This is a genomic window from Legionella sp. PATHC039 (assembly GCF_026191275.1).
In the GTDB taxonomy this organism is placed as follows: Bacteria; Pseudomonadota; Gammaproteobacteria; order Legionellales; family Legionellaceae; genus Legionella; species Legionella pneumophila.
In genome coordinates this window covers 1,042,853-1,057,003 of the sequence record NZ_JAPHOP010000001.1, presented here as the reverse complement: position 1 = coordinate 1,057,003, position 14,151 = coordinate 1,042,853, and the positions used below count along the sequence as shown (strand labels likewise).

Below are 14,151 nucleotides of genomic sequence, written 5' to 3'. Positions count from 1 at the left end.
TTCATCGTGGTGATATTTTAAATTTCCATCTTGAGATTCAATCCATAAGCAAGTAGAGTTGATATTTTGTTAACTGGCAAGGAAGAGAATGGCCATGAGAATTTTTGTCATGATTTTGCTTTTCTTTTTTAGCATTTCCCCAACTTTGGGGGATACCACTTTGCCTGCAATTTTTGATGTCAAAAATGCAAATAAGCAATTTGATCAAATCAATCTCCAGTTGTCAGTACAAAATCTAAGTTTAAATAACCTGAATAAGGCAGTAGAAACTCTCAGTGAACTGTCTGCGCAATCCGATGAATGTATAGCTGATATACAGAAAAAAATAAATGGAGTGGATGTATTAATCAAACAAGCTACCTCTACAGGGAATGATAAAGGAGCTGATTTAGTCTATCTGAATAATCAAAAGCATCAGTTAGCTGAGTTACAATCTCAATGTCGATTATTCTCAATTCGAGCTCAGGAAGCAATAGAAGCTTATAAAAGTGCTATTTTGCAATTAAGGCAAGAAAAGACTTTGGCGCGTACTTTACCATTATGGCAATTAGCAAGTAAAATTATTAATTCATCTGATAATACCAAATGGATAAATCACACTAAAGAGAAATTTTTACTTCAGGATTTGCCTGTATATCTATGGTTTTGTATTGTTGCAGGGAGCTTTTTTATCTCTATCCTGATCTTGTCAAAATTACGGCAATCCAATGTTATACGCCGTTATGTGAAATTAAAAAAAATTCGCTGGTCTCATATTACACTTTTGGCTTTGTTTATGATGACGGGTTCATTTTATGGCTACATTTCCCTATTTACTGGTGAAGAGCAGCTAATCAATTCTCAATTCCTTTTAATAAAGGAGCTTTTTTGGTTTCTTTGCGGCACATTATTCATTGTTTGTTTATTCAAAGTCAAAAAAATCAAAGCTTTTTTTGACTGGTATGCTATGGATAGTGAATTTTTTGAAATACTAAGCATTGTGATTGTTGCATTTTATTTCCTCGCATTATCAGAACAGAGATTATTTGATATTTGGGAAGTCAATAAGATTATTGTGGAGTTAACTCGCTCCATCTTTCTTTTTTTATTGCTTGGTACAACCGCTTATTTTACTCACTATTTCTGCCGTTCTCATCTGCATATTTCTTTTGTAAAAAGACATTATAATTTTATTCGGTACTTTATTTTTGCACTGCTTTCAGGGTGCGCAATTCTGAATATTAATGGCTTTTATACTTTAGCCATGCAGCTTACTCTATCTGGTATTTTCACCTTTTTTATCTTGTATATCACTATTTTAATAGGACAGAGTATTAATAAATTTTATGCTTCATTAAGTTACTCACAAGGTAAATTGAATGTTATACGAATATTCGGATATAAAAAGGATCAGATGCTTACTGAGTTTTATATTCTTAAACTTACCTTAAAACTTGTTATTGTACTCCTAAGTGTCTATTTGATAGGGATATCCTGGGGGTTTGCTACTGATTTTATTGATACTGTTTATAAGAAATTATTGTATGGTTTTACTCTGGCAAATATTACAATTTATCCAACGCGCATTCTCTTCGGGATCATAATTTTTTGTTTTTTATATTTGGTGTCTCGCGCCATTTCAACTTCAATCAGTCGTCACCAACAGTTCGAAAACGAAGAAGAAACTCAGGTAGCTATTGCTTCCATTTTGACTTATGTTGGATTCAGTATTGCTGTTATTTCAGGCTTACTCGTCGCGGGCTTTAATTTTACTGGACTTGCCATTATCGCTGGAGCACTTTCTGTAGGAATTGGTCTTGGACTGCAAAGCATAGTTAATAATTTTGTATCAGGTATAATTTTGCTTATTGAGAAACCAATAAGACCTGGAGATCGAATTAATATCGATGGTGTTGAAGGATTTGTAAAAAAAATCAGAGTCAGATCAACACAAATTCTCACCCCGGTAAATGAGGATATTATTATTCCAAACTCTGATTTAATTACACGCCGTGTTGTCAATTATATGCTGACAGATAATTATTGGCGTGTTAATTGTGAGGTTAGCGTGGCTTTTGGGACAAACCTGAATCTTGTTAAAGACATCCTTTTGGAGATCGCTAATAAGCATGATGATGTTGTAAAAAGTGGTAGAAACAAACCTGTTGTGTTATTTACCAGTTTTGCCGACAGTGCATTAACTTTTCAACTTTGGTGCATGATTAAAGATGTAAATAAAAAATCGACAGTCAAAAGTGAATTAAATTTCTCTATTGAGGAGGCTTTTCGCAAGCATGACATTTCAATAACATAGTCTTAATGTGATTTTCATATTTGAATTGGAGATTAAATACTTTCCTTACTCTGGAAAATAATGCTTAGTATCATTAAACCCTATCGATAATTAAGGTATGACCTCAAAGTAAATTCCTGTTAGGATCTTCATATAATTTATATCAGCTTATCGGGTTAAAGGAATAACATGAATGATTAAAAAAATACATCGTTGGTTGCCTTTGCTTGTATTAATCGGGCTATTGGTACTTTTCTTCAGCCTACATCTTGATAAATACTTGAGTTTTAATGCGTTAAGAGAAAATCATGCTTTACTCATTGCGTGGACCCAAACTCATTATTTTATTGCGCCACTGATTTTTATTATTTTTTATACCGCTGCTGTAGCCATTTCTATTCCAGGAGCAGTTCTTCTTACTTTAACTGGAGGATTTTTATTCGGAGTATTCTGGGGCGTGTTATTTGTAGTCATCAGTGCTACGTTTGGGGCCACCATACTGTTTTTTGCGGTTCGCACTGCATTGGGCGACTGGTTTGCCCAAAAGGCATCTGGATGGATAGAGCGTATGCGTCGGGGATTTCAGCATAATGCTTTTTCTTATTTGGTTACACTGCGATTAATTCCATTATTTCCCTTTTGGGCAGTTAATATTGTACCTGCTCTTTTAAATATTCGAGCAAAAACATTCATTACAGCGACTTTTCTTGGCATTATTCCAGGAACAACAGTATATGTAATGGTTGGAAATGGTTTAAGCCAAATATTTGCAGCCAATCAGACGCCTAATCTTGGGATGATATTTGAACTGCAAATATTAGGTCCACTGCTCGCGTTGGCTGTTCTTTCTCTAATGCCAGTTCTTTATCAATTCTCAACTCGTAAGCATCAGAATCATCGCAGTTTCTCAGATATTAGTCGAGTAATAAATTGTGATTTAGCCATTATAGGTGGTGGAGCTGGAGGTTTGAGTTTAGCTTCCGGCTGTTCACAATTAGGACTCAAAGTTGTTTTGGTGGAGTCAGGGAAAATGGGAGGAGACTGTTTAAATTACGGTTGTATCCCATCCAAATCCTTACTTGCTGCAGCCAAGACGTTTTATTATGCAAAACATGCAACACATTTTGGAGTAGATACTGAAGCAATAAAAATTAATTTTCAACAAGTAATGCAACATGTGCATCAAATCATAGACAACATTTCTGAACACGATTCTGTCCAACGTTTTGAGTCGCTAGGAGTACAGGTTATTAAACAAGTTGGTAAGTTTTTAAACTATGATACCTTACAAGCTGGCGATAGCATTATTAAAGCGAAACGTTTCGTGGTTGCAACAGGTTCATCACCATTTATCCCACCCATTCCCGGATTGGATGCAGTCTCCTACTTTACCAATGAAACGATTTTTGATTTAAAGGAACAACCTGAGCGCTTGATTGTCATCGGCGGTGGCCCTATTGGTTGTGAGCTTGCTCAAGCATTCGCTATGCTCGGTTCTAAAGTTACTCTGCTCGAAGGATTGAATCTTCTTCCCAAGGACGATCCTGATTGTGTTGCTGTCCTACGCACACAGATGAAATCGATGAATATCCTCATTTATGAACAAATCGAGATTACCCAAATATACTCTCACCCTGATGCGGGTATTTCCGTATGTTTTGAATTTCAAAACACACAATTTACAATTACAGCCAGTCATCTGCTCATTGCAACTGGACGTCGGGCGAATGTAACTCCTCTTGATTTGGAAAAAGCAGGGGTTAAATTCACCAGTAAAGGTGTCGAAGTAAATAAATACTTACAAACCAGTAATAAAAAAATCTATGCTCTGGGTGATGTAACAGGGCTTTATCAGTTTACTCATATGGCGAGTTATCATGCCGGTATAGTGCTTCGTAATATTGTTTTTAAACTACCGTCTAAAGTGGATTATAGAGCGATTCCATGGGTCACTTATACTGATCCCGAATTAGCTCATGTTGGACTAGGAGCCAGTGATGCCTTGAAGCATCCTGATTCCCAAATAATCGAGTGGCCATTTGTCGATAATGATCGAGCACAAACTGAGCATACATTAAATGGAAAAATAAAAATCATCACGGACAACAAAGCAAGGATCCTTGGAGTCACCATAGTTGGCCCACATGCCGGAGAACTCATTTTACCTTGGGTTATGGCGATTCGTGAGAAAAAAAACCTCCGAAGTTTTACTGATGTAATCGTTCCTTACCCTACTCTGAGTGAAATCAGCAAACGCGTTGCTGGTAGTTTTTATGCACCTAAATTATTTTCCAATAAAACACGAACATTAGTTCGCTGGTTGCAAAAAATTCGATAAGTGGATTTTTAATTAACTATATGTTTTTTAAATTACAAGCTATTTAATTCAATGTTAAACGATGCTTGACTTCTTTTTCATCAGATAAAATTTCAATAACATGGGCAACCCATTTTTTATTGTTTGCTCTAGCAAGCACATTGGTGCGGCCATATAATTTTTTATTTGGTTTGCAATGGATTAATGAAGCCAACATTTTGTTGCATGCAACTGAAAAGTAGGTGCGGTCTTTACTAAAAACCTTTAGATGATGTTGAGTTAATAATTTTCCAAAAGGGATATTAGTGTGAATTATATCAGTAATAAGTTTCTCCGGCAGTTCTTCAAAATTAATGTTAATAGCTGCTAATTCAACTGGAATGATTTCATTTTTCTTTTGGGCGAGATCTACATTATTTCTTTTCTTACTTCGGTCTACATACAGGATGATAATTCGAGAATAGGTATTATCATGCGGATTTGTAAAGGCAGCAATTACTTTAATCCTGGCGGTGCGCTGATAGTATTTTTCCAAAGTGGTCGTCATTAATGGCTGTGTAAGTAAGTAATTGTAAGGAGAGATTAGACTGTCTTTGCTTAATACAGTGCTCATTTTAACAATATTGAACAGACTATCTATCTGGTTTATATTTTTGGATTTAGTTGCATGAGATAAACTCCCCACCGCTCCTAAAAAAAGAGATAAAATGGTATTGAGAGTAATTACTCGCACGATGAGTTTTGAATTCATCCAATTGATTAATAAATGAATCATCTCCAATATTGCCCCATGTAATTAACTACAAAATTTATATCTAACAAGTACTGCTAATAGCAGAGCCATGTTTTATTTTAAGTCAGAATATGATGTAAAAATAGTCCAATACCATAAGAGAGAGAGGCTGTAACCGTGCCAATTATTAGTGTCTCAAAACCGGAATATAACCAGGATTTGGTTGACCAGTGGCTTTTGATTGAACCGATGACAAAAAATGTAATTGCAGTGAAAAAACAAGACCAGATGAACGAATTGTTCATGACCAACACGTAAGGGATTAATGGAATAATTCCAAAAAGTAGAAACGCACTAAAAGTATAAAGCGCAGATTTAAGCGGGAATCGCAGTGTAGCAGGCAACCCATATTCTTCTTGTAACATGGTTTTTATCCATAAAGCTCTATTCGCTGTAATTTCCTCAACAACTTGATCTAATGCTTGGCCATGCAAACCTTTATTTTGAAAAATTTGTTTTATTTCGTTTTTTTCACCCTCTGGAATAAAATCAATATGTTTTTCTTCAATTGTTTTATAGCGTTGAAATTGATCTACCTCAGATTTGGTACCCAGATAATTACTCGCTGCCATTGAAAAACCATCAGCAAGCAAGTTGGCAAAACCTAAAATTAGAATAACTAAAGAAGATAATTGTCCACCCACAACACCGGAGACAATGGCAAAAGTAGTGACAACACCATCAATTCCTCCATATATCCAATCTCGCAAGTAATTTTGAGATGGGATCTGTGCTAATCGCTCTTTGATTTCTTTTTGCGAATGTCCATGCTCTAAATTTTCCATTGCAGATCCTTTCTCCATATGTGTTATTTATTAATTATCAATTCTGCCAATATTATCGCTAGTTTGACAAAGCATATAATAAAATTTAGTATATTTGAGTTTGTTAGATGGCGCGGGGTGTCGGAAAATCCGGCTGAGAGTTACCCGTTGAACTTGATCTGAATCATATCAGCGTAAGGACGCCTTCAAAAAAACCATGGCCTTTTTAAGGTATGGTTCCCTTTTGCCATCTCCATACTATTTAAAATAATAACATAAGGAGTTATGGCGATGTCATCACTAAAATCCAGGGTTACCCTACTGCTTAATTGGTACACTAACCCTTATCATACCCCCATACTTGTGGCACAACAATTGGGGTTTTATTCAGAAGAAGATATCAAGCTTGCCATTCTGGAACCCGCGGATCCCAGTGATGTAACCGAAATCGTTGGCCTGGGAACAGTAGATTTTGGTGTTAAAGCAATGATTCATACCGTTGCAGCCAAAGCAAAAGGTTATCCAGTTACTTCCATAGGAACGCTTCTTGATGAGCCACCTACCGGACTTATTGCTTTAAAATCAAGTGGCATCAATTCTTTCCAGGATATTGTTGGGAAACGAGTAGGTTATATCGGCGAATTCGGCAAAAAAATTATTGATGATTTAGCCAGCCTTGCGGGTATTGATCCGATGAGCTACAAAACAGTCCGTATTGGCATGAATGTCACAGATGCTATTTATCGGGATGTTATCGACACTGGTATTGGTTTTATTAATTTTCAAAAAGTTGAACTGGAACATCTTTGCGGAGAAACTGTATTTTTACGAATCGATCAATTAGCTGGTTTAGGCTGTTGTTGTTTCTGCTCAATACAATTTATTGTTCCTGAAACAACATTACAGAAACCCGAATTAGTCAAAGGATTTCTCAGAGCAACACAGCGCGGTGCAGCCTACGCGACAGAAAAACCTGAAGAAGCTTATGAGTTATTATGTCAGGCTAAACCACAGTTGCGGACTCCTTTATATCAAAAAATTTTTACAAGAACATTACCATTTTTTTCACGTACATTAATTAATGTTGACAGAGACTGGGATAAGGTTGGACGCTATACCAAACATCTAAAAATTATTGATGAATATTTTGATATCTCGCAATGCTATACCAATCGATTTTTGCCAGATACACCTTATTCTGATTTGAAACCAATCGCCTGTTGTCTTGAAAATTAATTATGCGAGCAGGCATTGTAGGTTCAGGGATCATGGGGCGTCTGCTGGCTTTTGCATTACATAATGCGGGCTGGCAGGTATCCCTTTTTGATCGCTCTAGTGAAAGCATGAGTTGCAGTACTGCTGCAGCAGGTTTATTAACACCGTTTTCTGAATTGGATAAATCAATTCTATTGATTTCCACCTTGGGTCAAGAATCTATTAAGAACTGTTGGCCACGTATTATTGAGGATTTGCCTGAAGCTGTTTATTTTCAACAATCGGGCAGTCTGGTGCTATGCCATCCAGGCGATCAGGCGGAATGGATTCACTTTAGTCGGCGTATTCTGAGTCAACTCAATCCGAGTAATTCTGTTTTTCAAAAATTATCCCATGAAAATCTCATTGCGCTTGAGCCTGAGCTGACAAAGTTTGAAACTGCTTATTATTTTCCAAATGAAGCGCATATTGATTGCCAAACACTAATGTTGTCTTTAAAAAATTATCTCGACTCTGTTTGCATACCTCACATTACCAATACTCCTGTCTTATCGCTTAAACCTGGAGAGATCAATACAAAAGAACAAAGATATCATTTTGATGTCGTTTTCGATTGTCGTGGTTTAGGTGCGCAAAATATATTTTCTGATTTACGAGGTATTAGAGGTGAACTCATTTGGCTTCATGCGCCAGGAGTTCAACTACATCGGCCTATTCGTCTTCTGCATCCAAGGTACAGTCTATATCTTGTACCCAGACCTGGAAATCTTTACCTCATAGGCGCTAGCGAAATTGAGGCAGAAGATTTTAGTCCGGTTTCAGTACGTACGACTTTGGAGTTACTGACCGCTGTGTATTATTTACATGGGAACTTTGATGAAGCACGCATCATAAAAACAGTGACCCATTGCCGTCCAACTTTAGCAAATCATTTACCACGTATTAAATTTGCCGACGGGCTAATAGCTGTTAACGGTCTTTATCGTCATGGTTATTTAATAGCCCCAGCCTTGGCAGAAGAAATTTTACGAGGTGTTACATCCAATTTCCGTCATCTGAATTATCCAGAACTTTGGGAGAGTTATTGTGATTAATGTCTATTTCAACGATAAAATTTATAAAATCCAACCCTCATTATCATTAAGAGCATTTTTAAAGCAGCTTAATTATACTCAACAGCATTTTGCTGTCGCTATAAATAATCATCATGTACCACATAAAGCTTATGAAGCTACAATTTTGCAAGCCAATGACCGCGTCGATATTCTCTTTCCCATGCAAGGAGGGTAATGATGTGGAATTTGGCAGGAAAAGAATTAAGTAGCCGCTTACTCTTAGGTACTGCATGTTATCCTTCGTTAGAGCATATGCAGCAGGCAATTCTTAATTCGGGTACAGAAGTTATTACGATATCAATAAAACGCCAGACTTCTGCAGGATTAGATGGAGAATCTTTTTGGCAAGCAGTAAAAAAATTAGATTGTCATTTTTTGCCCAATACGGCTGGTTGCCGTAATGCGGAGGCAGCGATCAATACAGCTGAAATTGCGAGGGAGTTATTTGATACTCACTGGATAAAACTGGAAGTGATAGGCGATGATTATAATTTACAGCCCGAACCATTTGAGTTAATCAAGGCAACCAGAATTTTGATTGACAGAGGATTTGAAGTTTTTCCTTATTGCACAGATGATCTGGTTTTATGTCAAAAACTGGTTGATGCAGGTTGTAAAATTTTAATGCCCTGGGGGGCTCCTATAGGCTCAGGTAAGGGTTTAATTAACCCCTATGCCTTGGAAACTTTGCGTTATCGATTTCCTGACATCACATTAATCATTGATGCCGGGATTGGTAAGCCATCTCATGCTGTACAGGCGATGGAATTTGGTTTTGATGGCGTGCTTCTAAATACTGCTGTAGCTCTTGCCAATCATCCTGCTCTCATGGCAACCGCATTCCGCCATGCCGTTATTGCAGGTCATCAGGCATTTACAGGAGGAATGATATCCGAGAGAAATGTAGCTCACCCAAGTACTCCATTAATCGATACTCCATTTTGGCATCAGGTAAACAATTTATGAAAAAACCGATTGTTTGGACAATTGCTGGTATTGACTCATCCGGATTAGCCGGTGTCCATGCTGACATGGAAACTTTTAGTCGCTTGAATGTCAGAGCTTGTTCAGTCATCACCGCAGTAACTGCACAAAATGCTCACTCAATTACAGCAGTAGAAGAAATATCCAGAGATCAGGTTGCTGCTCAGTGCCGTGCCTTGGAATTAAATTTAAAGCCGGATGCCATTAAAATTGGTATGTTATGTTCTACACCAATCTGTGAAGAAATAGTTTATTTTTTAAAGGGTTATGAAGGATTTGTTGTTCTTGATCCGATAATTACTTCCTCCTCGGGAACTAACCTGTTTTTTCCAGATTTACAACAGCATAAAAAAAATTTAACTCAATTGTTTCCGTACATTACTATTATTACTCCTAATCGGATAGAAGCAGAAATTATTTTAAATCGGAGCATTTCTTCTTATCAGGATATAATCAATGCTGCTTCAGATCTATTATCACTGGGAGCAAAGCAGGTATTACTGAAAGGAGGACATGTAAAAGATAACTCATTCAGTCAAGATTACTGGACCGATGGAAAAGAGTCATTTTGGATTGCTAATCATCGCTTTCCTGAAACAAATTACCGTGGGACAGGCTGTGTTCTATCTTCTGCGCTCACAGCTTGTCTTGCACTAGGCTATTCAATAAAAGATGCTATTGTTATTGCTAAAATGTATGTCAATCGTGGCATACGTCAATCGATAGAAATTGATAAAGATGCTTCGCAACTTTATCATGATAGCTGGCCAGAAGATGAGGCTGATCTCCCCTATTTATCACCAACACCGTTCATTAAACCAGTTCCCTCATTTAAAAAATGTTCTATGGGTTTTTATCCCATTGTGGATAGTAGCCACTGGTTAGAAATGCTTTTGCCATTGGGAGTTAAGTGCATTCAGTTACGAATAAAGGAAGCCTCTCAAGAGCAGTTGGAAGAAGAGATAAAACGGAGTGTCCATTTGGCAAATCAGTATAATGTTGCATTATTTATTAATGATTACTGGGAACTTGCTATTCATTATGGTGCTGCAGGAGTTCACCTTGGCCAAGAGGATCTGGAAAAAGCTGATATCGATAGAATTAATCGATCAGGTTTATTCTTAGGTATAAGTACGCATTGCTATTACGAAGTTGCTCGGGCTCATGCTCTTAACCCTTCCTACGTTGCTTGCGGCCCCACATATGAAACAACCAGCAAAATAATGCCATTTCAAGCACAAGGAATTGCACGACTTGAACGTTGGCGAAAAACGCTTCGTTATCCATTGGTTGCCATTGGAGGTATAACTTTAAAGAACCTTTCTGATGTCTTAAAAACAAAAATTGATGGTGTGTCAGTGATCTCTGCCATTACAAAAGCATCAGCACCTTTAGTTACAGCCAAACAATTTTTAACTCAAATGAATGAATCACATAATGAATAAATCAAATTTGGCAATGAACGAATTAACCCGCTATTCTCAACAAATAAAGATGGAAGAAATTGGATTAGACGGACAGGTAAAACTTAAGAATTCTCGAGTATTATGCATTGGGCTTGGCGGTTTGGGTTCGCCTCTCTTACTTTACCTTGCTGCAGCAGGTGTCGGAGTGTTAGGGATTGTCGATGATGACATCATTGAACTAAGTAATTTGCATAGGCAGATTCTTTATAATCATACCCATATTAATAAAAAAAAGGCCGTTACTGCAAAAAAGCAACTTCTGGCTATTAATCCCCTGATTCAAGTTGAATCTTACTCCAGCAGATTAACAGAAGAAAATGCGGCTGAGTTAATTACACAGTATGACATCATCGCAGATGGAACTGATAATTTTTATACGCGATATTTGATTCACAGCATTTGCTTTGAGCTGCAAAAACCTTATGTGTATGCTAGTGCCTCAGGTTTCCAAGGGTATTGCTCTATATTCCACGGTAAACAAGATCCCTGCCTCCATTGTATCTTCCCGGTTTCTGTAAACGATATCAATATGCCCAATTGCGAGGGAGTCGGGGCAATTGGTACTTTACCCGGGATGCTAGGTATTATTCAGGCAACAGAAATAATCAAATGGATACTACAAATTGGCAATCCATTAAAAAAGCGTTTGCTTGCTATTAACTTGTTAACAATGACCTTTAAGAACATCATTATTTCAAAAAATCCGGATTGTGAATTCTGCATTCAGAGTCAGTCAATTAGACAATTAATTAATCCTGTTAATTCTTCAACTCAAATTGAACCATGCCATCATAGAATAACTCTTGATGAGTTTTATCAATTATCTACGAATAATAAAAACATTCATCTAATCGATGTACGCAGTAGAAAGGAACATCAAATACAAAATATAGGGGGTATTGTGCTTCCTCTAGATGAGCTGCCTCAACGCTTACATGAACTAAACCCTAATCGGCTTATTATTGTGTACTGCCAATCGGGAAAACGAAGCAAGATGGCGTTAGATATACTTCTCAAGGCTGGCTTTGCTTCTGTTAAATATATAGACAATTGGTCAAAGAGAGTAACTGACAATTACAATAAAGACATGCCCCAATAACTCACCCCTCCTAAAAAGTAAGCTGAAATTAAATGAGTTTATTTTTACCTTCGGCAATATTATTTAGCAGATAAGCGAGTCGACACCCAGCCAGAAGTATCTGTTTTTCTGTAATATTTTGAGTATTTAATTGATATTGCTTGCCGGGCATCTGATGAGCTGAAACCTTATAAACTTTAGTCAATGCCAATTGATGTGATGCATTAATCCATTGATGCGGATTTTTGTCCTTACTGGCTGGTTGGCAAGACCATTTCTTTTCCAATTGTCTCGCCTTGTTTTTAATCTGAAAAAACTTGTCTTGACCAATCAGAATACCGCCACCATTATCCCAATATTGATGCAAATTATTCCCAATAGGATTTTTAGCTAACTGAAATAAATTACCACCCAAATCACCTTTAGGTAATTTTTTACTTATCTTTGTAACGGTATGCAAAGGCTGATGGATATCTCCAACTAAATGCACCAATATGCGTAAGCTCAATTTCTTATCAGCAATACTGGCTTTATTGGAAGACAGCACAGCAATTGCCTGATTAATTCCCCAGAGTGCATTGATGTCTGGCAAGGCTGGTAATTCTGTTTCATCCATAGAAAAAGGAATGTCAATGTAATGTAAAGCATCAAACCAATGAACATCATGTGCTCTTATAGAATCCAGCCATGAAGCTGATTTTACAAAATTAACATTAGACGACGTTTTCGATTTTGAATGGGAATATAAATCACACATTCGCCTGGATTGAGGTGTCAAATTATCATATGCGATCTGGGCTACCAGTTGGTGCCCTATCGCGTTCCATGCATAACCAGCATTAGCGATAAATAAAAAAAACGATACCAATATGCTTCTTATCATTCTTAACTCAGGTAAGGGGACCAAGCCGGCTCTTGAACATCTCCTTCACGAGCAGGAAGTCTCATTCTAATTCTTCCATCAATCGACACAATGCCTAAAACCCCTCTGTCCTGATAACGAGTAGCATACAGCACTAAACGACTATTTGGAGAGACCGATGGCGATTCATCAAGGCCAGAAAAGGTTAGATTGGAAATTGGACCGCCGCCTGTATTTTGTACACCAATATTAAATTGTCTGTCTTCCCTGTGCAGCATGACGATATGCTTCATATCTGGAGTGTAAGAAGCACGGGCATTATAATTCCCTTCGAAAGTGACCCGACTTATTTGGCCATCAGCCAATGATAAACGATATACTTGTGGTGAGCCTCCCCTCCCTGAAGTGAACAACAAACTGCGACCATCAGGAGAATAACGTGGTTCTGTATCGATAGAGTTACCAAAAGTCAGCTGTTTCATAGTACCACTGTTCAAATCAACATCGTAAATTTTGGGTGTACCACTTTTCGATAGTACAACTGCCAGATGACGACCGTCAGGTGACCACGCTGGAGCCCCATTAATTCCTGGGAAACTCGTAATTAAGCGACGCTGCCCTGTTTCAACTGAGACGGTAAAAATTTCAGCTTTTTTCTTTTCAAAGGAAACGTAGGATATCGATTTTCCATTGGGTGACCAGGAAGGTGACATAATAGGTTCTGAAGAAACGAGTAAGCTTTGGGGATTGTGTCCATCCGCATCTGCAACCTCCAGGGAGTAGCGAGACCTTCCACCACTTCTTTGCACTGAAATATAAGCTATCCTGGTGGAGAATATCCCTCTTTCTCCAGTAAGTTTTTGGTATACCTCATCACTAATATGATGAGCTAAAGCTCTTACCTGATTGGCATTGATCTGAAAGGTTTTTGTCAACAGAATATTGCCATTGGCTACGGCATCAGCCAAAGTAAAACTCACTTCAATCCGATTCCCAACTTGATTAACTCGGCCAGTGACTACACTGTCAGCGCCAAGTTGACGTAATGTGCTCACGGAAGATTGAGCGTTCGCACCTTGTGGTCCAGAGATAATTTTAAATTGTCCTGATATAGTCAAATCATTCTCTATGACATTCCCCATTTCTTTAGCCGCCGCGTCTGAGCCAAAAGAATTGATAGCTATTGGCAGGGCTGAATTAATTCCTTGAGTTAGTTCCAAATCAAGAGCAATCAATTGACCAGTAAATAACAGCAAGAAAAGTGAAATAATTCGATTCAACACGA

At 37.6% G+C, this 14,151-nt stretch carries 12 protein-coding genes and 1 riboswitch; of the genes, 8 read left to right on the top strand and 4 right to left on the bottom strand.

Annotated elements, in window-relative coordinates:
• The first annotated feature begins 88 nt into the window (after positions 1–88).
• Positions 89–2,293: a mechanosensitive ion channel family protein gene (locus OQI99_RS04755; protein ID WP_265731411.1), complete on the top strand. Its 2,205-nt coding sequence runs from the start codon at positions 89–91 to the stop codon at positions 2,291–2,293.
• Positions 2,294–2,465: 172 nt separating this feature from the next.
• Positions 2,466–4,610: an FAD-dependent oxidoreductase gene (locus OQI99_RS04750; RefSeq protein WP_265731410.1), complete on the top strand. Its 2,145-nt coding sequence runs from the start codon at positions 2,466–2,468 to the stop codon at positions 4,608–4,610.
• A 43-nt stretch (positions 4,611–4,653) separates the two neighbouring features.
• On the opposite strand, the gene OQI99_RS04745 is transcribed toward OQI99_RS04750, so the two are convergent.
• Positions 4,654–5,364: a hypothetical protein gene (locus OQI99_RS04745; protein WP_265731409.1), complete on the bottom strand. Its 711-nt coding sequence runs from the start codon at positions 5,362–5,364 to the stop codon at positions 4,654–4,656.
• Between the two features lie 77 nt (positions 5,365–5,441).
• Positions 5,442–6,167: a VIT1/CCC1 transporter family protein gene (locus OQI99_RS04740; RefSeq protein WP_265731408.1), complete on the bottom strand. Its 726-nt coding sequence runs from the start codon at positions 6,165–6,167 to the stop codon at positions 5,442–5,444.
• A gap of 103 nt (positions 6,168–6,270) precedes the next feature.
• Positions 6,271–6,364: riboswitch (TPP riboswitch) on the top strand.
• A gap of 73 nt (positions 6,365–6,437) precedes the next feature.
• Between OQI99_RS04740 and OQI99_RS04735 the strand changes: the two genes are divergently transcribed.
• From OQI99_RS04735 to OQI99_RS04710, 6 genes are read left to right on the top strand one after another with little or no spacing between them, the layout of a single operon-like run.
• Positions 6,438–7,382, top strand: a complete 945-nt coding sequence (locus tag OQI99_RS04735) for an ABC transporter substrate-binding protein (RefSeq protein WP_265731407.1) — start codon at positions 6,438–6,440, stop codon at positions 7,380–7,382.
• 2 nt (positions 7,383–7,384) lie between these two features.
• Positions 7,385–8,455, top strand: coding sequence for an FAD-dependent oxidoreductase (locus tag OQI99_RS04730; RefSeq protein WP_027225509.1), 1,071 nt, complete (start codon positions 7,385–7,387; stop codon positions 8,453–8,455).
• Positions 8,448–8,651 (top strand): sulfur carrier protein ThiS, encoded by a 204-nt coding sequence (gene thiS, locus OQI99_RS04725; RefSeq protein ID WP_011213846.1) that lies wholly within the window; start codon positions 8,448–8,450, stop codon positions 8,649–8,651. Before OQI99_RS04730 ends, thiS begins: the two co-directional genes overlap by 8 nt.
• 2 nt (positions 8,652–8,653) lie before the next feature.
• Positions 8,654–9,442, top strand: coding sequence for a thiazole synthase (locus OQI99_RS04720; RefSeq protein WP_265732350.1), 789 nt, complete (start codon positions 8,654–8,656; stop codon positions 9,440–9,442).
• A complete protein-coding gene (gene thiD, locus OQI99_RS04715; RefSeq protein ID WP_265731406.1) occupies positions 9,439–10,905 on the top strand; it encodes a bifunctional hydroxymethylpyrimidine kinase/phosphomethylpyrimidine kinase in 1,467 nt (488 codons plus the stop codon). The genes OQI99_RS04720 and thiD overlap by 4 nt, the downstream gene beginning before the upstream one ends.
• The gene (locus OQI99_RS04710) at positions 10,898–12,025 is read left to right on the top strand and encodes a HesA/MoeB/ThiF family protein (protein ID WP_265731405.1); all 1,128 of its coding nucleotides are present in this window, start codon (positions 10,898–10,900) and stop codon (positions 12,023–12,025) included. The genes thiD and OQI99_RS04710 overlap by 8 nt, the downstream gene beginning before the upstream one ends.
• Positions 12,026–12,053: 28 nt before the next feature.
• On the opposite strand, the gene OQI99_RS04705 is transcribed toward OQI99_RS04710, so the two are convergent.
• Complete coding sequence (locus tag OQI99_RS04705) at positions 12,054–12,887, bottom strand: S1/P1 nuclease (protein ID WP_265731404.1); 834 nt, start codon at positions 12,885–12,887, stop codon at positions 12,054–12,056.
• Between the two features lie 2 nt (positions 12,888–12,889).
• Positions 12,890–14,149 carry a Tol-Pal system beta propeller repeat protein TolB gene (gene tolB, locus OQI99_RS04700; RefSeq protein WP_265731403.1) on the bottom strand — a complete coding sequence of 420 codons (1,260 nt, stop codon included), beginning with the start codon at positions 14,147–14,149 and terminating at the stop codon, positions 12,890–12,892.
• Positions 14,150–14,151 lie beyond the last annotated feature (2 nt).